Source organism: Acinetobacter sp. YH16051 (assembly GCF_013417135.1).
GTDB classification, from domain to species: Bacteria; Pseudomonadota; Gammaproteobacteria; order Pseudomonadales; family Moraxellaceae; genus Acinetobacter; species Acinetobacter towneri.
In genome coordinates, this window is the sequence record NZ_VPEN01000008.1 from 119,661 (window position 1) to 140,510 (window position 20,850).

Here is a 20,850-nt window from a genome sequence, read left to right on the forward strand (position 1 = left end):
CCAACGAAGCTAACTATGTAAAAATCAAACAATCGCAGATACTTTATCTGGCGTCATCAGTGCTTGATTAATATATAGCTTGATTAAGCGTTCACGTGACCCAATAGCTTTTTGATAATGGGTAGAATTGAGTAATAACGACGCACCATAAGTTACTGTCCAAATATAAGACAGATAATCACGGATCGACATCGCGCTGTTAAAGGACTCTAAATAGGCTTGGGTGATGTCCTTAATTTCTAAAATACGCTGCTCACGAATATCGTATAACTGTTCAAACAATTCATTTAGTTTACGTTCATTATTGGTTAAGCGTTCTTCAATTGAGTGCAGCAAAATCGTACGGTTGGAATTAAGCATGTTATACAGCATGTACTGCGAAACATAAGTTTGAAAGTTATGGTGATACTGTTTGGAAATATCCAATAAACGCTGTTCATTTAAAATAATTAACTCTAAATAGAGCTGATTTTTACTTTTGAAATATTTATAAATTGTGCCTTTGGCAATATCTAACTCTGCAGCCAACTCACTTAATGTAATATCATTATGATTTTCCAGTAATAAAACCTCAGCCATTGCCAAAATTTTCTCTTTACGACGTCGGAAATTTTCTTGGCGTAGAGTCGTCATCAATCAATATTCCAATTACAACCAATTAAGCATGTTGGAGTCTAGTGCAGTTTGAGCAACTTGAAAATAGCACCAAGGTCTTGAAAAGGTAAGTTTTAACGTATGTTCATCAGTGAACCAATGAATTTAAAAAATATCATGTGAAAAATAGCACAATCCATAAGCCAAATCGGTTGTCAATAAAACTGAACCAAACAGGTCATTTTAGTGAAATAAAATTGGATTTCTAAAACTTTTATTCTATTTTTCATAAGCAAGGCCTAAAAGTCTAAGATCAATCAAGCATAGCAATTCAGCACTTTGCGAGATTGCAATGCTCATCTTTTGATTTACATTTAACGTGAATTACTTGCTAACTCACAGGGATGTTATTTGTAATTTTAAAAAGCATGGCTTTTACGGTAATCACTTTAAAAAGACGGTAATAAGGGACTAAAAATGATTGTAATTGTAGATGCTGTACGTACCGCAATGGGCGGCTTTCAAGGTTCACTGGCAAGTTGTATAGCACCCGATTTAGGCGCGGTTGCAATTCAACACGCAGTTGCACGTGCAGGTTTAAGTGGGACTGACATTGATGAAGTAATTTTTGGTTGTGTATTGCCTGCAGGTTTGAAGCAAGGCCCTGCACGTCAGGCGATGCGTCAAGCGGGTTTACCCGATAGTACAGGTGCAACCACCATCAATAAAATTTGTGGCTCTGGCATGAAAGCTGTTATGCAGGCAGCCGATGCTATTCAGGCAGGTTCAGCGCAGATTGTGGTCGCTGGCGGTATGGAATCTATGTCGAATGCGCCGTATTTGCTAGATAAAGCACGTGCAGGTTTCCGTATGGGACACGGCAAAGTCACAGACCACATGTTTCAGGAAGGTTTAGAAGATGCTGAAACAGGCTTGTCGATGGGCGTGCTGGCGCAAGACATGGCAGACAAGAAAAACTATACCCGTGAGCAGCAGGATGAATACGCAATTCGCTCTTTAAACCGCGCGGTAGAAGCCATTCAAAACGGTTATTTTAAAAATGAAATCGTGCCTGTCACTGTTCATTCACGTAAAGGTGATGTGATTGTCGATCAGGATGAACAACCGTTAAATGCCAAAGTCGATAAAATTAGCAGTTTGCGTCCCGCATTTAAAAAAGATGGCACGATTACAGCCGCCAATGCCAGCTCTATTTCAGATGGCGCATCTGCTCTGGTGATTACATCAGATGTGGTTGCGGCAGAGCGTGGCTTAAAACCGCTTGCAAAAGTTGTGGCATACGCGACACATTCACAACATCCTTCTGAGTTTACTCTTGCTCCTGTAGGGGCGATTCAAAAAGTGCTAGATAAAGCAGGGTGGTCGGTTGCCGATGTAGATTTGTGGGAAATTAATGAAGCCTTTGCCATGGTAACCATGCTTGCGATAGATGCTTTTGATTTAGACCCTGCCAAAGTGAATATTCAGGGTGGTGCATGTGCTTTGGGGCATCCTCTAGGTTCTTCAGGTTCACGTATTATTGTGACGCTCATTCATGCATTGCAACGTATAGGCGCGAAAAAAGGCGTGGCATCTTTATGTATTGGCGGTGGTGAAGCCACAGCGATTGCGGTGGAGTTAGTTTAAGTCCAGCTCGTCTAACTGCAGATTCATCTATAAAAAATAGAGTTCTCGAAAGAACTCTATTTTTTTAACTTATTAACAATAACAATGAAGTTTTATGCTTGGATAAACTGCTTCACTGCTTGGTTAAATTCATTTGGCAATTCTACGTTAGAAATGTGCGATGCATTGATTTCAAACAATTGGCTATTGGCAATACGTTCAACCATAAATTGACCATCGACAACTGTTGTCACAGGGTCTTGCTGACCTGCAACCACTAAAACAGGCACAGTGATGTCTTTAAGTTGTTCACGTACATCCGCTTTAGCCAAAGCTTCGCAACAGCTCGCATAACCTTCGGCGCTGCCAGCTGCCAAGTCGTTTTGAAGATTGTTGACCACTGTCGCGTTGCTTTGGATAAAGGGTTCAGTAAACCAGCGTGATGCTGCAGTCGAAGCAATCGGTTGTAAACCTTGTTCACGTACCAATGCGGCACGGTCATTCCAAGCCTGTTCTTGACCAATTTTTGCCGCAGTATTACACACCACCACCTGATTAAAACGTTCAGGGCGATGAATCGCTAACCATTGACCTGTTAAACCGCCCATAGAAATACCACAGAATGCCGCTTTTTCAACATTTAAGTGATCGAGTAGATTTACAACATCTTGACCCAATTGATCAATGCTATATGGACCTTGCGGAGCTGATGATGCACCGTGACCACGTGTGTCGTAGCAAATTACAAAAAAGTCTTGCTGGAAAAAATCAATCTGTGTTTGCCACATTTTGAAGTTTGTACCCAGCGAGTTTGAAAAAATCAGTGCAGGTTTTGTAGCATCACCAAAAGTTTGGTAATTGATTTGCGCATCATTTGAGGTAAAAGTTGGCATTTTTTTTTAAATCCTTAATCTTATAAATCCCCCTAAATCCCCCTTTATGAAAGGGGGACTTTTAATGAGGATTAAACACGTTCAATAATCAAAGCAATACCTTGACCAACACCAATACACATTGAACATAAACCGTATTTACCGCCAGTTTGTTCAAGTTGGTTCAGTGCTGTAGTGACTAAACGCGCACCAGATGCACCAAGTGGGTGACCTAAAGCAATTGCACCACCGTTTGGATTGACTTTCTCTGAACCATCTTCAATGCCTAAGTCACGAGTACATGCTAATGCTTGTGCAGCAAAGGCTTCGTTCAGTTCAATCACGTCCATTTGTTCAATGGTCAAACCTGTTTGTGCCAACAATTTTTTGATTGCAGGCGCAGGACCAAAGCCCATAATACGTGGTTCAACACCAACAACAGTTGAAGCAATGATTTTGGCACGTGGTTTTAAGCCGTGTTGTGCAACCGCTTCTTCAGAAGCAATCAGTAGGGCAGCCGCACCATCGTTAATACCTGACGCGTTACCTGCAGTCACAGTACCGTCTGCTTTTACCACTGGCTTTAATTTTGCCAATGCTTCTGCTGTGGTTGATGCACGTGGATGTTCGTCTGCAGCAACAACGACAGGCTCGCCTTTACGTTGTGGAATTTCCACTGCAATAATTTCTTTGTCAAAGAAACCGCGTGCTTGTGCAGCAGCAGTACGTTGTTGGCTGGTTAGAGCAAACAAGTCTTGATCGGCACGGTTAATATTGAACTGTTCCGCTACATTTTCAGCAGTTTGCGGCATAGTTTCTACGCCGTACATTTCTTTGAGTTTCGGGTTAATGAAACGCCAGCCCATTGTGGTGTCTTCAATTTTTTGACTACGACCATAAGCAGATTCTGATTTACCCATCACAAATGGAGCGCGGCTCATTGATTCAACACCACCTGCAATAATCAGGTTTGCTTCACCTGCTTTAATTGCACGTGCGGCCATTGCAATTGCGTCTAGCGATGAACCACATAAACGGTTTACAGTGGTTGCTGGCACTTGGTACGGTAAACCTGCTAAAAGTGCAGACATACGACCCACGTTACGGTTGTCTTCACCTGCTTGGTTGGCACAGCCGTAAATCACGTCATCAACTTGTTCCCAGTTTACAGATGGATTGCGTTGCATAAGTGCTTTGATCGGTAATGCGCCTAAGTCATCAGCACGGACTGGAGCTAAACCACCTGCATAACGACCAAATGGGGTACGGATGGCATCGACGATATATGCGTTTTTCATATTTTATTTTCCAAATATCTTAATCTCTCCCAACCTCCCTTTAAAAAAGGGAGGAGATTCCCACCTAAAATTACTTGATGGAAGTCCCCCTTTGAAAAAGGGGGATTTAGGGGGATTAAAAATTATATTTAAAGACGATTAAGCCTGAGTCGCATCAATCAGCTTTGCACCAGTCAATGACTGTAATTCTTCAAAGCTCAAGCCTTCAACTTTTTCAAGAACTTTCATGCCTTCAGGAGTTACGTCAATCACACATAAGTCAGTGTAAATGCGGTCTACACATTTCAAGCCAGTTGCTGGGTAAGTCAATTCAGCCACGATTTTTGGTTCACCTTTTTTGGTGACGTGATCGGTTGTGATAAAGACTTTTTTCGCACCAACGGCTAAGTCCATTGCGCCACCAACAGCAGGAATCGCATCTGGCGCACCTGTGTGCCAGTTTGCCAAGTCGCCATTTTCAGCCACTTGGAATGCACCCAATACTGCGATGTCTAAGTGACCGCCACGCATCATGGCAAAAGAGTCACCATGATGGAAGAATGAGCCGCCTGTTAGCATGGTCACGAATTCTTTACCTGCGTTGATTAACTCAGGGTCTTCTTCACCTGCAGGAGGTGGTGGACCGAAAGCCAATAAACCGTTTTCAGAGTGTAAGAATACGTCTTTGTCTGAAGGCAGGTAGTTTGAAATTTTAGTTGGTAAGCCAATGCCGAGGTTGACATAAGCACCGTCTGGAATGTCTTGTGCCACACGTTCAGCGATTTGATCACGTGTTAATTTGGTATAGCTCATGATGTTCTCCTTCACGTGACAGTTATGCAGATTGTTCAGGTTGTTTTGCGCCAACGGCAACAACGTGCTGAACGAAAATACCCGGAGTGATGATGTGTTCAGGATCTAACGCGCCTAACTCAACCACTTCAGAAACCTGTGCAATTGTCACATCGGCAGCCATCGCCATGATTGGGCCAAAGTTACGTGCAGATTTACGGTACACCAAGTTACCCCAACGGTCGCCTTGCTGTGCTTTAATTAAAGCAAAGTCTGCGCGGATTGGGTTTTCTAGTACGTAGTCTTTACCTTCATAATTTAAGGTTGGTTTGCCTTCTGCAAGTAAAGTACCAAAACCTGTAGGGGTATAGATTGGACCTAGACCCATACCTGCAGCCTGAATACGGCATGCCAAGTTACCTTGCGGCACCAGTTCAAGCTCGATTTTGCCTGCGCGGTAAAGTTCATCAAATACCCAAGAGTCAGACTGACGTGGGAATGAACAGATAATTTTACGTACCGCGCCAGCTTTTAGCAGTTTCGCTAAACCGTAGTCACCATTACCTGCGTTGTTGTTTACAATAATTAAATCTTTGATGCCAAGTTCAATCAAACCATCAATGAGTTCCGCTGGCTGACCTGCGGTACCAAAACCACCAATCATGATGGTTGAACCATCTTTAATTTGCGAAAGGACTTCTGTTAAAGAAGTTTGACTTTTATCAATCATAATGTGTCCTAGACAATTGCCTGTCCATTAACTTTTGGAACTTTGAGTTGAAGGTAGGGGTGCTGCTGAGCTGTCGCGTTTGGTTAATACCCAATGTGCGATCAAACCAATACAGATACCCCAAAATACAGAACTTAGCCCTAAAAACTGCATGCCAGAGGCGGTTGCTAAAAAGGTGATGAGGGCTGCATCACGCTGTGATTCTTTACTCATTGCAACTGAAATATTGGTGGCAATTGCACCTAAAAGTGCAAGTCCAGCCAACGCTGCAATCAGTTCTTTGGGCAATAGGCTAAATAGCATGACGATGCTACCCGCAAATAACCCACCTAAAATATAGAAAATACCGTTTGCAACACCTGCAATATATCGCTTTTCTTTCAGTTCGTGCGCATCTTTACCTAAGCATAATGCTGCAGTAATAGAGGCAAGTACAATGGTAATTCCTCCTACACATGCAACGGCAAGAGAAGCGATACTGGTCGCACTAATAATAGGCTTAGCAGGCATGTCATAACCGCTAATTTTAATAATTGCCATGCCCGGTAAAAACTGTCCAGACAAGCTGACTAAAATTAAAGGTAATGCCAAGTTTAAGGTTGAATTCCACGTCCATTCAGGAACAATAAACTGTGGAATTGCCAAACTAAAATTGGTGGTGACAGGGTTAATTTTACCGAGCATTAAGCTGAGTATAATGCCTGCAGCAAGCACCCAAATCATGGCATAACGTGGACTAAGACGCTTTGCCAATAAAAATACCGCTAGCATCCCAAATACAATGTATGGCAGGGTATCGGTTGCAGTAAATAAGCCTAAGCCAAATTGAACCAAAATACCTGCCATCATGCCTGCTGCGACTTCTTGCGGAATCCAAGACAGGAGTTTGTCAAAATAACCTGTGATTCCAATCAAAAAAATCACCACAGCAGAGGTGATGTAGGCTGCAACTGCTTCATTCAGGGTAATATCGGGAAACAGTGTGACCAGCAATGCGGTACCGGGTGCAGACCAAGCGGTGACCACAGGCACTTTGTATTTAATGGACAAAAAGATACCTGCGACAGCAGCACCAATAGAAATTCCCCAAATCCATGAAATCATCATGTCTGGGGAAACTTGGGCTTGCTGTGCCGCTTGGAAAAAGATGATCAATGGCCCTGAATAGGAGATCAGCACTGCTAAGAATCCTGCAACAGTGGCTGAAATTGACCAGTCATTTTTTAAAGTTTGGAACAGGTGACTCATTGACGATTTGCCTCCTTGCGTCAAGCAATGATCCTGTTGAAGTTGGTCATGATCTTGGCTTAGCCCTGATCACCACCACCTACAGGTACAACGGTACCTGTCATGTACGATGACTCATCAGAAGCAAGGAACAGAATCGCATTCACTTGTTCCTGAATGGTGCCATAGCGACCCAAGAAGGTACGATCAATGGTTTGATCGACCACTTGTTGCATCCACTCTTTTTCAGATTCTGAAAGTGGGTTGGCATTACGTGGCACTTTACGTGGTGGCGCTTCTGTACCGCCAGTTGCAATAGCATTCACACGAATACCATCTTTGGCATGTTCAAAGGCGAGGGAAGCGGTTAAACCGTTTACACCACCTTTAGACGCCGAATATGGCACGCGGTTAATACCACGTGTTGCAATTGAAGATACGTTTACAATGGTACCTTTCTGGTTTTTCACCATTTCAGGCAATACTGCGCGGCAGCACCACATAGTAGGGAACAATGAACGATTCACTTCTTTGATAATTTCTTCTTCAGAAAATTCTTCAAAAGGTTTCATCCAAATTGCACCGCCTACGTTGTTGATGAGCACATCAACACGACCATAGGTTTCAAGTGCTTTAGCAACCACAGATTCTGCACCTGCAAAAGTTTCAAGGTTGGCTTTTACGGTTACTGCATCGCCACCGTGTTCTTCAATTTCGGCCAACACTTCTTCTACATAGGGAGAAAGGTCTGCCATAACCACTTGGGCACCTTCACTCGCCACTTGTAAAGCCACACCGCGACCAATGCCTTGAGCGGCACCAGTCACGATTACAACTTTGTTTTCAAATCTTTTTGTGCGATTCATTGTATTCTCCGACTATGTTTCTAGACTGTATAACAAACTTAGTTGGCAGAGAATTTTTCAAATAGGAAGCTTGCAGGTTTAACACCTTCTGCATCTAACCAGCCACGTACCGCTTCTACCATTGGCACTGGACCACATAGGTAGATGTCTACATCACCACCGTTGAGCCATTCGTTTTCGATATGGCCAGTCACGTAACCTTTACGCTCGTGTGCAGATTCTGGATTTGCCACTACAGTGCGGTACTCGAACCAAGAGAATTTTTCTTGTAGTTCGTTTAATTTTTCAATTGCAACCAAGTCAAAGTCATTGGTCACACCAAAAACTAAACGTACAGGGTGCTCAGAACCTTTTTCTTCAAGTACTTGCAGCATAGACATAAATGGTGCGATACCTGTACCACCTGCTAACATCACTACAGGGCGTGCTACATTACGTAAGTAGAAGCTACCAAATGGACCCGTAAAGGTCATTTTGTCGCCAGCTTTGGCATTTTGGCTTAAGAATTCGCTCATTTTGCCGTTTGGTACGTTACGTACTACAAAACCAGTTAAGCGGTTACCAGGCTTAGAGCTGAAAGAATATGAACGGGTTTCTGTTGTACCAGGAATACCCACATTCACGTATTGACCTGCAAGGAAGTGAATGTCTGGTTGACCTTCATCTAACTGAATATCAAAGGTAATCGTCGAGTCAGATAAGTTTTCGACACGAGCCAAAGTACCTTCAAATGCATGAATTTCAGTTTTACATACATCAGAAGTTGCTTGAATTTGGAATACTGCGTCAGAAGTTGGTTTACATTGGCATGCAAGAATGTAGCCTTGTTCAGCTTCTTCTGGTGTCAATGCATCTTCAATATAAGTTTCTTCAGGCATGTCATACGAACCTGATTCACAAAACGCACGGCACGTTCCACATGCACCGTCACGGCAGTCCAAAGGAATATTGATCTTTTGACGGTAAGCTGCGTCTGACAGTGTTTCACCATCTGTAACAGAAATAAAACGTGTAACGCCATCTTCAAATTGAAGTGCAACATTGTGGTTTGACATGGCTGAATATCCTATATAAATCTTTGAAACTAGACCTTTCAGCCAAGATTCCATCTGGCTGAAAGGTTTTTACCTTGCTGTAAATGAATACAGTCTTAGAGGTGGTAGATATCGATTACTTGGTTGATGTAATCGTTTTTCAGCACCACGTACTTGCTTAAAATTTGCGGTTTGTCGCCAGAAAAATCGATTTCATAGCGTGACATACCAAAGTAGCTGTAGTTAGTTTTGTAACGGAAACTTAAAGTGTTCCAGTTAAAACGTACAGTGACTTTATCGCCATCACGTTCAACAATTTCAATGTTGCTGATGTTGTGGCTTGTGCGTGTATCTGGCATGGTTGCAGATGAACGCTCAGTTTTGATACGGAACACACGGTCTTCTAAACCTTGACGGTCTGGATAGTAAATCAAAGAGATTTCAGACTGTGGATCTTGAGTTAAACGGTCATCGTCATCCCAAGCTGGCATCCAGAAAGAAGCAGTAGGAGCGTAGCACTGTAACCACTCATCCCATTGCTCATCATCTAAGAAGCGAGCTTCTTGATAAAGGAATTGAGCAATATTTTCTAAAGTAATCGCGCTCATGCGTTTTCTCCTTCAGTAGATGCAGCAATTTCTTTTTCAGTCGCAATACCTTTTTTGATTAGATCTAACCAATGTTGGTGCTGTGAAAGATATAAACCTTCGTCTTCAGTTTTAATACCTGAAAGTTTTGGTTTTAAACCGATTTCGTTTGCAGCATCGTCTGGACCTTGGATCCAATGCTTAGAACCACGGCACATATCGTTCCACTCAAGTGCGATACCTGCGTAGCCAACTTGACATGCACGGAATTCTTCAAGATCGTCTGGTGTAGCCATACCTGATGCGTTAAAGAAGTCTTCGTACTGACGAATACGGCGTGCGCGTGCTTCTGGCTCTTCACCTACAGGTGCGATACAGTAAATCGTCACTTCAGTCTTATCGACAGAAAGAGGACGTAACACACGAATTTGTGAACCGAACTGATCCATGAAGTACACGTTTGGATAGATACACAAGTTACGTGAACGCTCGATCATCCATTTCGCCATTGCTTCACCGAATTGCTCGGTGTATTCATCTTTCTTGGCAAAGTTAGGACGGTCTTCTGGGTTAGCCCATTGAGTCCAAAGGAGCATGTGACCATTTTCAAAGCCGTAAGAACCACCGCCTTGTTTGCCCCATGAACCTGCGCTCATTGCACGGATGTTATCGCCAGCTTCTTTTTCTTTACGTTGCTGAGTTGTTGCAGCGTAGTTCCAGTGTACTGCAGACACGTGGTAACCATCGGCACCGTTTTCAGCAGTTAACTTCCAGTTACCTTCATAGGTGTAAGTCGAAGAACCACGTAAAACTTCAAGACCTTGTTGAGATTGACCCACAATCATGTCAATGATTTTAGTCGCTTCGCCTAGGTATTCTTCTAAAGAAGGAACATCTGGGTTTATGCTACCAAACAAGAAACCTTTATAGCTTTCAAAGCGGGCAACTTTTTTCAAGTCGTGTGAACCGTCTTTGTTAAAGCAATCTGAATAACCTGCATCTGCTGGGTCTTTAACTTTTAACAACTTACCAGAGTTGTTGAAAGTCCAACCGTGGAATGGGCAAGTATAAGTTGCTTTGTTACCACGCTTGTAACGACATAATTGTGCACCACGGTGTGAACACGAGTTGATCATGGCATTCAATTCGCCATTGCGGTTACGCGCAATGATGATTGGCTGACGACCAATGTAAGTGGTGTAGTAGTCATTGTTGTTTGGAATTTGGCTTTCATGTGCCAAATAAACCCAGTTGCCTTCAAAAATGTATTTCATTTCTAGGTCAAACAGGGCTTGGTCTGTGAATACTGAACGGTGTAATTTAAATTCACCAGATTCAAAATCATCAACCAATAATTCGTCAATACGGTCTAAGTGGCTAGTATTGATAACAGGAATACGAGGCATGTCCTTTCTCCGACTTTCCAAGGAGGGCAGTCATCGGGATGGGGCAACGACCACATCCCGATTCCATTTCAAATTATGCGCTTGCGCGGCGACGTTCAACTTCAGTAGAAGGAACGCCAGCTTGATCTTTCTGAAGAACAATGTTGAACTGGATGTGTTTGAAAGGACCTTTCAGACCACGTTTTGCAATTTCAGCTTCATCAGTCACGTCAACCGCAGTTGCCACCAGACCTTCACGAGTCGCGAATGCAAAGTCATCCCACAGGTATTGGTCGCCTTCAATATTGAATTGAGTAGTCAGCTTGCGGTAACCCGGTGCAGATACGAAGTAATGTACGTGCGATGGACGGTTACCGTGACGGCCTAGCTTGTCCAGTACAAACTGAGTTGTACCTTCTGGAGGGCAGCCATAACCCACTGGCATTGTCGTCAATGCAGTATATTGACCATCGGCAGCGGTAATGATGCTGCGACGCAGGTTAAAGTCAGACTGTGACTTGTCAAAGAATGAGTAGTTGCCCAGGCTGTTGGCATGCCAGATTTCAACTTTAGCACCTTCAACACGGTTGCCGTCAGTATCAGTCACTGTACCTTCAATGATCAGCGTCGGGATTTTGCCTTCTTCAGAGCCATCGTCCATACGCGCAAAGCTTACTGTTTCAGGTGCGCCAGAGACATAAAGTGGACCTTCAATCGTACGTGGCGTACCGCCAGTAATGCCTGCTTTAGCATCCGCTTCATCAGCACGTAAGTCTAGGTAGTGTTCCAGACCCAAACCTGCAGCCAATAAACCTAATTCGTTCGCTTGACCGGCATCAGTAAAATATTCCAGACCTTTCCACAGTTCTGACTGAGAAATATCAAGATCTTCGATCGCTTGGAAAAGGTCACCCAATAAACGCACAACAACTTGTTGTACACGTTCATCTACAGGGCCTGTCGCTGTATCAACGTTCATTTGCTTAACTAATGCATCAATTTCTTGGCGATTCATTTTCATTCTCCTTGGAGGTGTGCTTTGGTGGCGAATATCTCTGGACTAAAAACGAGATAATTGGCTGCCACTTTCCTTGTTTACTTGGTTTGCTAAATGTTTACTTTGGTGCTGGAGTAAGGTGCTTACTCCAGTTTCCGAATTAAATCAGGTGTCATCTTCACGAATTGATGAAGGGTGGCGGTTCAATGCCATCACTTCAATATTCATGTAAGGGTAGAGCGGAAGACCTTGCAGAATGTTGTGCAGTTCTTCATTGCTCTCAACATCAAAAATACTGATGTTTGAATACTGGCCAGTAATACGCCAAATATGACGCCATTTACCTTGACGCTGTAATTCCTGCGAATATGCTTTTTCAACGGCTTTAATTTCGTTAGCAGTTTCTGCTGGCATATCCAATGGAATGTTTACATCCATACGTACGTGGAAAAGCATGGGTTTCTCCTAATTACTGACGACGCAAGTTGTCAATTTTGTCTTCATCCAACTCAATACCTAAACCTGCACCTGTTGGAAGGTGTAATTCAAAGTCTTGGTACTGAAGTGGAGTTTTTAAAATTTCTTCGGTCAGCAATAACGGACCAAATAATTCTGTGCCATAAGCTAAATTCTGGAAGGTCGAGAACACATGCGCAGATGCAATCGTGCCGACAGGGCCTTCAAGCATTGTGCCGCCATATAGGTCGATGCCTGCCAACTGTGCAATTGTTGCAACTTCACAACCTTCGATTAGACCCGCAGATTGGGCAACTTTAACTGCAAATACAGATGCAGCATTACGTTTTGCCAATTGATAAGCGCTTTGTGGGCCCATCAATGATTCATCTGCCATGATGGCAATATCAAATTTACGTGTTAAACGCTCCATGGCATCAATGTTGTCAATTGCACATGGTTGTTCAATTAAATCGACACCACCATCTTGTAAAAGCTGGATGCCTTTAATTGCTTCAAGTTCTGACCAAGCACGGTTTACGTCTACACGAATAGAAACGTCTTTACCCAATGCTTGTTTGATTGCCAATACGTGTTCTACATCTTGCTCTACTGGGCGTGAACCGATTTTGAGCTTGAATGTGTTGTGGCGTTTAGCCGCAATCATTTTTTGTGCTTCAGCGATGTCTTTTTCTGTATCGCCAGATGCAAGTACCCATAACACAGGAACCGAGTTGCGTAGGCGACCACCTAAAATTTCACTTAAAGGTTGGTTTAAGCGCTGCGCTTGAATATCTAATAAAGCAGTTTGAATGGCACATTTCGCGAAACGGTTGCCATTGATATTCTTTTTAATGACCTGTAAAGTTTGCGCAACATTCAAGCCAGCTAAAGTTTTTAGCAATGATGCGAAATATGTTTCGATATTGGTTTTTACGCTTTCTGGGCTTTCTTCACCATAGCCCAAGCCGCCAATCGTGGTTGCTTCGCCCCAGCCAACAAAACCATCTTCAGTGGTGATTTTGACTAATACAAGGGTTTGGGTTTGCATGGTTGCAACCGCCATCTTGTGTGGACGGATGGTTGGTATTTCCACCAGCAAAGTTTCTACTGACTTATACATGGTTTGCCCTTCATATCATTGCTTTATTACAGTTATGTGATATACCTTAAAAGAATAAATTGCATTGGTCGAAGATCAAATATGCATTTTTTTATACTTAAAAGGTATTTTGAGCTATGGAACTCAGACATTTACGTTATTTTGTTGCTGTTGTAGAAGAGCAAAGTTTCACCAAGGCAGCAGAAAAACTCTTTATTGCTCAACCACCTTTGAGCAGACAGATCCAAAATTTAGAACAAGAGCTTGGAATTCAACTATTTGAGCGTGGAAGTAGACCGCTTAAGACCACCGAAGCAGGCCAATTCTTTTACCAACATGCCGTTAAACTTTTGTCTAATGCGGAAGAAATCAAGTCGATGACAAAACGTGTCGGTATTGCTGGTCGTACTGTGACTATTGGCTTCGTTGGTTCTTTATTGTTCGGATTATTGTCAAGAATTGTGTATTTGTTTAAGCAGCAGCATCCGCATTTAAAAATAGAAATGGTGGAAATGACCACCAATGACCAAATTCAGGCACTTAAAGAAGGGCGTATAGATGTTGGATTTGGACGCTTAAGAATTTCTGATCCTGCAGTTAAACGTATCTTATTACGTGAAGAACGCTTGATGGTTGCAGTACATTCGAGCCACCCATTTGCGGCACAAAAAGAAGGTGTATATTTGGCGGATGTTGTTGATCAACAACTATTTTTATATCCAAATCACAACAAGCCAAACTTCTCTACCCAAATTCGTGGCGTGTTTTCTGAGTATGGTTTAGAACCTCGCAAAATTCGTGAAGTGCGTGAATTACAATTGGCGTTGGGTTTTGTTGCTGCAGGTGAGGGCTTGTGTATCGTGCCAGAAAGCGCACAAAATATTCATTTGGCACATTTGCACTTTATACCTTTATTAGATGACTCGGCTGTAAGTCCTGTGTTTATGGCAATTCGTAATATGGATGAAAGTGAAGACATTCGATCTTTGTTTGACTGCATTTATCAAGTTTATGATTTGGAAGCATTTACTTATGATCGCAATGTATTCTAGTAAAGCCATATAAAACAAATATTTATAACTATATTTTTTATATAAAAGCACAGATATTTTTAACAAAATACTGTTATGTGAATTGCCTGAAAAAACTTTTTTAAGCATCACATTACAGTATTTTTTTCGCCTTGTTATTTTTATCTGTTTTAAAATCAATATCTTATAAAACTATAGACTTTTTAGGTATGTATCCATGCCTATTCAGTTTTGGACAAATTTTAACTTATTATTCATTGTGTGCATCTAAGTTGGAGTAACGGACTTCACAATTAGGAGGTGAAGCAAGATGCAAAGCAATAAAATTAATATTAATACCTTGATTGACGAGGCCAAGTTTACGCCATTCCATTGGGGCGTATTGTTTTGGTGTTTGATGATCATTATTTTTGACGGTTACGATTTGGTCATTTATGGGGTTGCATTACCATTACTTATGCAAGAGTGGGCGCTCAGTGCGGTACAAGCAGGTTTACTGGCCAGTACGGCATTGTTTGGCATGATGTTTGGTGCCATGACCTTCGGTACGTTATCGGACAAGTTGGGTCGTAAAAAGACCATCATGATCTGTGTGGCTATTTTTAGTGGCTTTACCTTCTTTGGCGCATTTGCGACTAACCCTGTTGAATTTGGTATTTTACGTTTCCTTGCAGGCTTAGGTATTGGCGGTGTAATGCCAAACGTAGTGGCATTAATGACTGAATATGCGCCAAAGCGTATTCGTAGTACTTTAGTTGCACTTATGTTCAGTGGTTATGCGATTGGTGGTATGACATCAGCATTGTTGGGTGCATGGTTAGTGCCAGAGTTTGGTTGGAAAATCATGTTTTACATCGCAATTATTCCATTGGTGGCTTTACCATTAATTTGGAAATTCTTGCCTGAGTCACTCATGTATTTGACCAACAAGAAAGAAATTGAGCAAACTCGCAGCATTGTGCAAAAAATTTCACCAAGCCAACAATTAAATGGTGACACTGAGTTTGTACTGAATGAAGTGACTAAAGGCGATGAAGCACCTGTAAAAGCATTGTTCCAGCAAGGCCGTATGTTCAGTACGTTCATGTTCTGGATCGCATTCTTCATGTGCTTGTTAATGGTTTATGCTTTGGGCAGCTGGTTACCAAAATTGATGATCCAAGCAGGTTACTCACTTGGTGCAAGTATGATCTTCTTATTCGCCTTGAACATTGGTGGGATGATTGGCGCGATTGGTGGTGGTGCGCTGGCTGACCGTTTCCATATCAAAAAAGTACTGACCATTATGTTTATCTGTGGTGCAGCAGCGTTAATTCTACTTGGTTTCAACAGCCCGCAAATCGTGTTGTATACCTTAATTGCAGTTGCAGGTGCAGCGACAATTGGTTCACAAATCTTGCTTTATACTTTCGTCGCACAATATTACCCATCTACTGTACGTTCTACAGGTATGGGCTGGGCGTCAGGTATTGGTCGCATCGGTGCAATCGTTGGGCCAGTACTCACAGGTGCACTATTAACCATGAATTTACCGCACCAAATGAACTTCTTTGCTATTGCGATTCCAGGTGTAATTGCTGCCTTAGCAATCTTCATGGTGAATTTAAAAACGTCTGTAGAAGCTAAAGCCGCTGCGGAGCCTGCTGTAGAAAGCAATCCAGTCGCACAAAAAGCAACCCAATAATTTCTTTACCTTTCCATTAATCTACAGTCATCAATGATATAGATCGCCATCGTAAGCGATGGTGATCTGTTGCTAGAATTTGATGGCACAATAACAAGCGAGTTTAGGATGAACGCGAAAACATTAACCCAATCTTTTAATTTTCAATCTACAACGGTTCGACCAACAATGCAGCGCACGCTCATGATGAGCATGATTGCATTGAGTATGGGTGGTATGAGTGTTGCAGCTCAGGCGCAGACCCAACAGCAAACGGAAATTGAGCAACTAAGACAGGAAGTTCAAGCTTTACGTGGTCTGATAGAACAGCAAAAAGTACAAAATGCGCAAACAGCAAGTGCAATTGCCAATGTACAACGCAGTTCAGCAAGCCCGAGTCCAATTCTGAAAACAGCCAAAGGTGCTGAGTTCAACTTATATGGTAATGTGCGTTTAGATGCGTCTTATCAGGTTGAGGGCAGTAGCCGAGATTTGCCATATAACCACATTAATGCAGTGGCGTTAGAAGGCAATAATGAAAGTAGTGATCGTTTAAGATCAACGCTTTCTGCTACACGTTTAGGTTTGGATTTTAAAAGCCCGGTGGGCGATCGAGACGTAAAAGGTAAAATTGAAGTCGATTTCTTGGGCGGTTCAAATTTTGATAATTTACGTATTCGTCATGCTTACTTAAATTATGGCAACTGGTTAATTGGTCAAACTTGGTCAAACTTTGCCATTCCAGACTATATGCCAGAAACCATTGATGCTTTGGCATTTGTAGGTGGTGCAGTAAAACGTACACCTCAGGTACGTCATACTACAAAATTTAGTCCACAAACTAATTTGGTGGTGGCTGCTGAAGACCCTAAAGATGCCACAATTAGCCAGCGTTTACCTGCATTAACAGCACGTTTAAATCATCAATTTGCAGATAATTTAAATGTTAGTGTTCGTGCTATGGGCCATGAAAAACGTGTTAATTCTGAAGAAGAAATGGCATGGGGTGTGGGCGTAGGTGTAAAATATGAAGTTGTCCCTGGCACAACCCTTAAAGCAGATTATTACCATGTTAAAGGTGATAGCAGCTTTGTGTCATTTACCAACAGAGGCGTAGTTGCTCAAGCAAATGGTGATCTTATTCAAAGTGAATTTGATTCAATTATGGTGGGTATAACTCAAAAATTCAGCGATAAAATACACGGCACACTTGGCTATGGTTATATGAGTTTTGATGAAAATCAAAGTTATACTAATATTTTGAAAAACTCTTTTCCAAAAGATTCAACGCAATCTGATGCGACTCGTGCTAACAAAGAATTATGGCAAGGCTGGGCAAATATTTTCTATAGCCCGCGTAAACCATTAAGCTTTGGTCTAGAGTATGTCTATGGTGAACGTACTGCTTTAGAAGCTGTTAATGGTAGTAAAACAGGTGAAGATAACCGAATCAATGCAGTCGCAATTTATAACTTCTAAAATAGCCCTGTAAATCACAAAAGAGCTGAGCCAAAACTCAGCTCTTTTTTATTGTCGGGTGATCGGCTCTGTAATTTTAGGCATGAGTATATTGGGTGATGTGTTGCTGTATTACCGCAGACAAAACATCCAGTGCAGTCGCAATATTACTGTTCCAAGCAAAAGAACAGTTTAAACGAATAAAGTTCTGGCTGACCTGTTCAGAACGGAACAACTGACTTGGCGCAATGCCAATCTTATTTTGAATCAATTGCTGATAAATCGTATAGCCATCTATATATGCAGGCAGTTCAATCCATAAAAAGTAACCACTAGAATAGTAGTGAATTTTACAAGCTGGGTTTAAGCGCTGTTTCAATTGCTGATAAAACACTTTTTTATGTTTTTCCAATTGTTTGCGTAATTGACGCAAATGTTTTTCATAATGATGATGCGAAAGAAAATCCACCAAAGTATTTTGCAGTAAGGGACTTGCAGAAACCGTGCTCATGAGTTGCAAATGCTGAATAGCATTGGAAAATTGACCTGCATAAACCCAACCGACCCGCACAGCAGAACACAAAGTTTTAGAAAAAGAAGCGCAATGCAGTACGCGTTGTTGTCGGTCAAAATACTTCATGGGCAGTGGTTTTTGCGTACCGTAATACAATTCTTGATAGACATCATCTTCAATTAAATACACTTGATATTCTTCAAGCAAACTCGCAATACGTTGCTTAATTTCATCTCTGACACTAAAGCCAATAGGGTTATGAATATTCAACATCAACCAGCAGACTTTAATTGGGTATTGTTTTAAGGCTTGTTCAAATGAGTCTAAATCGAAACCTGAAACAGGGTGTTCTGGAATGGTAATCACCTGTAAACCAAGACGTTCAGCCGCTTGCCATGCACCATAAAAAATAGTTTCTTGTAATAGAATAAAATCTCCAGGTTTGGTCAAAGCTTGTAATGACAAATTGAGCGCATCTAATGCGCCAGATGTAATGACAATGTCGTTTGCATGGGTGGGTATGCCTTGTAAACAGTAGCGATTTGCAATTATGGTTCTTAATTCATAATTGCCCGGTGGCATGTGGTCGTGGCTAAAATAACTGCTTTTTCGTTTGGCGTGCTGCGCTAAAATTTGCATTAACTTTGGGTTAAACAGTAATTCTGCATTGGGAAAGGCAGAGCCTAAAGGACTGACATCTGCAGACTGAATTGATTTTAAATAGCCAAAGACCAAAGAGTTCATTTGAATATGTGCATTTAAACTCAAACTGCTTGGTACAGGTCGTTCAGTTTGATTGAGACGTTCTGCGACATAAAACCCCGACTTTTGTTTAGCGTAAACCAATCCCTGAGCTTCAAGTTCTTGATAAGCGTTTAGCACGGTCATTAAGCTATAACCACTGATTTGTGATTGTTCTCTTAACGAAGGTAACTTGCTATGTGCTTTCCATGCACCATTTTCAATGAGTTGCCGAATGTTCAACGCCAATTGTTCAGATTTATACATGGTATGACTCAAGCATTTTTTGCAGCTGTTACTTATTTTGATCTATTTTTAGGTTTAAAACATTAAATAATTTCTGTTTTTATAACAGATTGGCATGTATCTAAAATCAACTGTTATAGTTTTTAATAAATATTTTGTATCTACAGCAATGCTTTAGAATTTTACATAATCTGTATATCCCCATAATCTGGCTAGATTGGAGTCGATATGCAAGAAGATAACTCACGCAAACCACAGAAATATGCCGATAGCAGTATTTCAGACAAAGCATTTAAGCACATGATTATTTGGTTTACCGTGTATGTAGCTTTATTTTGTATCGGCGTGGCTGTTGTGGTGAATTTAGATAAGTTCTAAACAGTTTTTGAATAACAGCACACCTATAATCGCTTTAAGATATGAAAAACATTCATTTGAATTTTAATGAATGTTTTTTTTGTTTATAAAAGAGATCGTAAGCGCATAACTCAAAAGCAATAAAGATCGCAAAAATAACGGAATAGGCGTAAATTATAACTTTATCAGTAAAGCATTTGTGGTTGCAATGATTTCGAGTTGGGTGCTCTTTACCTTAATGGCTGCATTTATGCAGGCATGGCGCAATGCCTTTCAAAAACAACTCAGCACAAGTGTAGATGTTTATGGCGTGACTTTGGCACGTTTTATTTTTGCCTTGCCTTTTGCACTGGCGTATTTAAGCATTTTACAATGGCAGCAGCCTGTACAAGCAAAACTGCATTTTAGTTCGATGTTTTGGCTGTATATCATTATTGCAGCAGTGTGTCAGATTTTAGCCACAGCTTTAATGGTAAAACTGTTTCAACAGAAAAATTATGCGGTGGGTGTCGGACTTGCCAAAAGTGAAGCAGTTTTAGCCGCAATTGTAGGCGTGATTTTCCTACAAGAACATTTAAGCGCATTGGCTTGGTTAGGTGTTGCGATAGGCGGTATTGCGGTATTTCTACTGAGTAAAGGCAATCAACGTAGTGATTTTTCATTCACAACTTTAGCCATTGGAATCGGTAGTGGACTCAGCTTTGCGGTGACTTCTTTATTGGTGCGTGAAGCCAGTCTAGAGCTGGATTTCTTACCGTTTATTCACCGTGCTGCATGGGTTTTGGTGTGGGTCATTGGCTTACAATGTTTTATCTTATTGGCTTTTTTAGGTATATTTAAACGACATACCTTATATGCCATGTGGCAGCGGGTTGGATTAACTTTTAAAGTGAGCGTCTGCAGTTTTTTAGCATCACTGGGCTGGTTTAGTGCCATGAGTATGCAAACTGTGGCGATTGTGAAAACACTCGGACAAATTGAAATATTATTCAGCTTACTTATTTCAGCGTATTTCTTTAAAGAAAAACTTGCCCGTACCGATCATTGGGGATTGGGATTGGTCGTGCTTGCAGCAATGTTGGTCATTTGGGCATAGTGTTATATTTCACAGCTATGTAGTTTCAAACTTATGTCAAATCCGTTGACTTCATTTGAGCATCTCAGAAATTTGACATCCTCCCCGACCTAAAGGACGGAGATTCCTACTGCTAGACGCTCATGCCCGAGCGCAAGAATATTCAGTGCGGAATTTACATCCCGATCATGGAGCGTACCGCACTCCACACACTGCCATT

Annotated in this window: 21 protein-coding genes; 6 read left to right on the forward strand and 15 right to left on the reverse strand. The window is 41.7% G+C overall.

Annotated elements, in window-relative coordinates:
• Positions 1–24: 24 nt before the first annotated feature.
• Positions 25–633 carry a TetR/AcrR family transcriptional regulator gene (locus tag FTV41_RS08880; RefSeq protein ID WP_004973506.1) on the reverse strand — a complete coding sequence of 203 codons (609 nt, stop codon included), beginning with the start codon at positions 631–633 and terminating at the stop codon, positions 25–27.
• A 438-nt stretch (positions 634–1,071) separates the two neighbouring features.
• On the opposite strand from FTV41_RS08880, the gene FTV41_RS08885 reads away from it, so the two are divergent.
• Positions 1,072–2,241, forward strand: coding sequence for a thiolase family protein (locus FTV41_RS08885; RefSeq protein ID WP_004973508.1), 1,170 nt, complete (start codon positions 1,072–1,074; stop codon positions 2,239–2,241).
• Positions 2,242–2,333: 92 nt separating this feature from the next.
• Here FTV41_RS08885 and pcaD read toward each other — a convergent pair whose 3' ends face one another.
• The 12 genes from pcaD to FTV41_RS08945 form a co-directional block, all read right to left on the reverse strand.
• A complete protein-coding gene (pcaD, locus tag FTV41_RS08890; protein ID WP_179991577.1) occupies positions 2,334–3,113 on the reverse strand; it encodes a 3-oxoadipate enol-lactonase in 780 nt (259 codons plus the stop codon).
• Positions 3,114–3,184: 71 nt separating this feature from the next.
• Complete coding sequence (gene pcaF, locus FTV41_RS08895; RefSeq protein ID WP_070155120.1) at positions 3,185–4,390, reverse strand: 3-oxoadipyl-CoA thiolase; 1,206 nt, start codon at positions 4,388–4,390, stop codon at positions 3,185–3,187.
• Positions 4,391–4,528: 138 nt separating this feature from the next.
• Complete coding sequence (locus tag FTV41_RS08900) at positions 4,529–5,182, reverse strand: 3-oxoacid CoA-transferase subunit B (protein WP_104851987.1); 654 nt, start codon at positions 5,180–5,182, stop codon at positions 4,529–4,531.
• Between the two features lie 22 nt (positions 5,183–5,204).
• A complete protein-coding gene (locus FTV41_RS08905) occupies positions 5,205–5,891 on the reverse strand; it encodes a 3-oxoacid CoA-transferase subunit A (RefSeq protein ID WP_104851986.1) in 687 nt (228 codons plus the stop codon).
• A gap of 27 nt (positions 5,892–5,918) precedes the next feature.
• The gene (gene benE, locus FTV41_RS08910) at positions 5,919–7,139 is read right to left on the reverse strand and encodes a benzoate/H(+) symporter BenE (RefSeq protein WP_179996416.1); all 1,221 of its coding nucleotides are present in this window, start codon (positions 7,137–7,139) and stop codon (positions 5,919–5,921) included.
• 59 nt (positions 7,140–7,198) lie between these two features.
• Positions 7,199–7,984, reverse strand: coding sequence for a benzoate diol dehydrogenase BenD (benD, locus tag FTV41_RS08915; protein ID WP_004973522.1), 786 nt, complete (start codon positions 7,982–7,984; stop codon positions 7,199–7,201).
• 38 nt (positions 7,985–8,022) lie between these two features.
• On the reverse strand, positions 8,023–9,039 hold the full coding sequence (benC, locus tag FTV41_RS08920) for a benzoate 1,2-dioxygenase electron transfer component BenC (RefSeq protein WP_019837573.1): 1,017 nt from the start codon (positions 9,037–9,039) through the stop codon (positions 8,023–8,025).
• Positions 9,040–9,134: 95 nt separating this feature from the next.
• Positions 9,135–9,626 (reverse strand): benzoate 1,2-dioxygenase small subunit, encoded by a 492-nt coding sequence (gene benB / locus FTV41_RS08925; RefSeq protein ID WP_096901612.1) that lies wholly within the window; start codon positions 9,624–9,626, stop codon positions 9,135–9,137.
• Positions 9,623–11,011 (reverse strand): benzoate 1,2-dioxygenase large subunit, encoded by a 1,389-nt coding sequence (gene benA, locus FTV41_RS08930; RefSeq protein ID WP_179996417.1) that lies wholly within the window; start codon positions 11,009–11,011, stop codon positions 9,623–9,625. The genes benB and benA overlap by 4 nt, the downstream gene beginning before the upstream one ends.
• Positions 11,012–11,084: 73 nt before the next feature.
• A complete protein-coding gene (catA, locus tag FTV41_RS08935) occupies positions 11,085–12,005 on the reverse strand; it encodes a catechol 1,2-dioxygenase (RefSeq protein ID WP_004973528.1) in 921 nt (306 codons plus the stop codon).
• A gap of 147 nt (positions 12,006–12,152) precedes the next feature.
• Entirely contained in the window at positions 12,153–12,443 is a 291-nt protein-coding gene (gene catC / locus FTV41_RS08940) for a muconolactone Delta-isomerase (RefSeq protein WP_096901615.1), read from the reverse strand.
• Positions 12,444–12,456: 13 nt separating this feature from the next.
• A complete protein-coding gene (locus tag FTV41_RS08945) occupies positions 12,457–13,566 on the reverse strand; it encodes a muconate/chloromuconate family cycloisomerase (protein WP_004973532.1) in 1,110 nt (369 codons plus the stop codon).
• Between the two features lie 116 nt (positions 13,567–13,682).
• Between FTV41_RS08945 and FTV41_RS08950 the strand changes: the two genes are divergently transcribed.
• From FTV41_RS08950 to FTV41_RS08960, 3 genes are all read left to right on the forward strand, one after another.
• Positions 13,683–14,597: a LysR family transcriptional regulator gene (locus tag FTV41_RS08950; RefSeq protein ID WP_096901617.1), complete on the forward strand. Its 915-nt coding sequence runs from the start codon at positions 13,683–13,685 to the stop codon at positions 14,595–14,597.
• A gap of 289 nt (positions 14,598–14,886) precedes the next feature.
• Positions 14,887–16,260 carry an MFS transporter gene (locus tag FTV41_RS08955; protein ID WP_163145796.1) on the forward strand — a complete coding sequence of 458 codons (1,374 nt, stop codon included), beginning with the start codon at positions 14,887–14,889 and terminating at the stop codon, positions 16,258–16,260.
• Positions 16,261–16,368: 108 nt separating this feature from the next.
• Positions 16,369–17,718 (forward strand): DcaP family trimeric outer membrane transporter, encoded by a 1,350-nt coding sequence (locus FTV41_RS08960; protein ID WP_225530761.1) that lies wholly within the window; start codon positions 16,369–16,371, stop codon positions 17,716–17,718.
• 76 nt (positions 17,719–17,794) lie between these two features.
• Here FTV41_RS08960 and FTV41_RS08965 read toward each other — a convergent pair whose 3' ends face one another.
• Complete coding sequence (locus tag FTV41_RS08965) at positions 17,795–19,219, reverse strand: PLP-dependent aminotransferase family protein (protein WP_179996418.1); 1,425 nt, start codon at positions 19,217–19,219, stop codon at positions 17,795–17,797.
• A gap of 207 nt (positions 19,220–19,426) precedes the next feature.
• On the opposite strand from FTV41_RS08965, the gene FTV41_RS08970 reads away from it, so the two are divergent.
• A complete protein-coding gene (locus FTV41_RS08970; protein ID WP_004973540.1) occupies positions 19,427–19,576 on the forward strand; it encodes a hypothetical protein in 150 nt (49 codons plus the stop codon).
• A 187-nt stretch (positions 19,577–19,763) separates the two neighbouring features.
• A complete protein-coding gene (locus FTV41_RS08975; RefSeq protein ID WP_167846019.1) occupies positions 19,764–20,651 on the forward strand; it encodes a DMT family transporter in 888 nt (295 codons plus the stop codon).
• Between the two features lie 89 nt (positions 20,652–20,740).
• On the opposite strand, the gene FTV41_RS08980 is transcribed toward FTV41_RS08975, so the two are convergent.
• Positions 20,741–20,850 (reverse strand): transposase (locus FTV41_RS08980; RefSeq protein ID WP_179990606.1); only part of this gene is annotated, 110 nt, incomplete at its 5' end.

Coding starts and splice junctions, on each gene's coding strand:
- FTV41_RS08905 (WP_104851986.1), bottom strand. CDS start 5,891: ATGATTGATAAAAGTCAAACTTCTTTAACAGAAGTCCTTTCGCAAATT.
- FTV41_RS08900 (WP_104851987.1), bottom strand. CDS start 5,182: ATGAGCTATACCAAATTAACACGTGATCAAATCGCTGAACGTGTGGCA.
- FTV41_RS08965 (WP_179996418.1), bottom strand. CDS start 19,219: ATGTATAAATCTGAACAATTGGCGTTGAACATTCGGCAACTCATTGAA.
- benD (WP_004973522.1), bottom strand. CDS start 7,984: ATGAATCGCACAAAAAGATTTGAAAACAAAGTTGTAATCGTGACTGGT.
- benA (WP_179996417.1), bottom strand. CDS start 11,011: ATGCCTCGTATTCCTGTTATCAATACTAGCCACTTAGACCGTATTGAC.
- FTV41_RS08880 (WP_004973506.1), bottom strand. CDS start 633: ATGACGACTCTACGCCAAGAAAATTTCCGACGTCGTAAAGAGAAAATT.
- benB (WP_096901612.1), bottom strand. CDS start 9,626: ATGAGCGCGATTACTTTAGAAAATATTGCTCAATTCCTTTATCAAGAA.
- benE (WP_179996416.1), bottom strand. CDS start 7,139: ATGAGTCACCTGTTCCAAACTTTAAAAAATGACTGGTCAATTTCAGCC.
- benC (WP_019837573.1), bottom strand. CDS start 9,039: ATGTCAAACCACAATGTTGCACTTCAATTTGAAGATGGCGTTACACGT.
- FTV41_RS08960 (WP_225530761.1), top strand. CDS start 16,369: ATGAACGCGAAAACATTAACCCAATCTTTTAATTTTCAATCTACAACG.
- FTV41_RS08945 (WP_004973532.1), bottom strand. CDS start 13,566: ATGTATAAGTCAGTAGAAACTTTGCTGGTGGAAATACCAACCATCCGT.
- FTV41_RS08950 (WP_096901617.1), top strand. CDS start 13,683: ATGGAACTCAGACATTTACGTTATTTTGTTGCTGTTGTAGAAGAGCAA.
- FTV41_RS08975 (WP_167846019.1), top strand. CDS start 19,764: ATGATTTCGAGTTGGGTGCTCTTTACCTTAATGGCTGCATTTATGCAG.
- FTV41_RS08970 (WP_004973540.1), top strand. CDS start 19,427: ATGCAAGAAGATAACTCACGCAAACCACAGAAATATGCCGATAGCAGT.
- FTV41_RS08955 (WP_163145796.1), top strand. CDS start 14,887: ATGCAAAGCAATAAAATTAATATTAATACCTTGATTGACGAGGCCAAG.
- catA (WP_004973528.1), bottom strand. CDS start 12,005: ATGAATCGCCAAGAAATTGATGCATTAGTTAAGCAAATGAACGTTGAT.
- FTV41_RS08885 (WP_004973508.1), top strand. CDS start 1,072: ATGATTGTAATTGTAGATGCTGTACGTACCGCAATGGGCGGCTTTCAA.
- pcaF (WP_070155120.1), bottom strand. CDS start 4,390: ATGAAAAACGCATATATCGTCGATGCCATCCGTACCCCATTTGGTCGT.
- catC (WP_096901615.1), bottom strand. CDS start 12,443: ATGCTTTTCCACGTACGTATGGATGTAAACATTCCATTGGATATGCCA.
- pcaD (WP_179991577.1), bottom strand. CDS start 3,113: ATGCCAACTTTTACCTCAAATGATGCGCAAATCAATTACCAAACTTTT.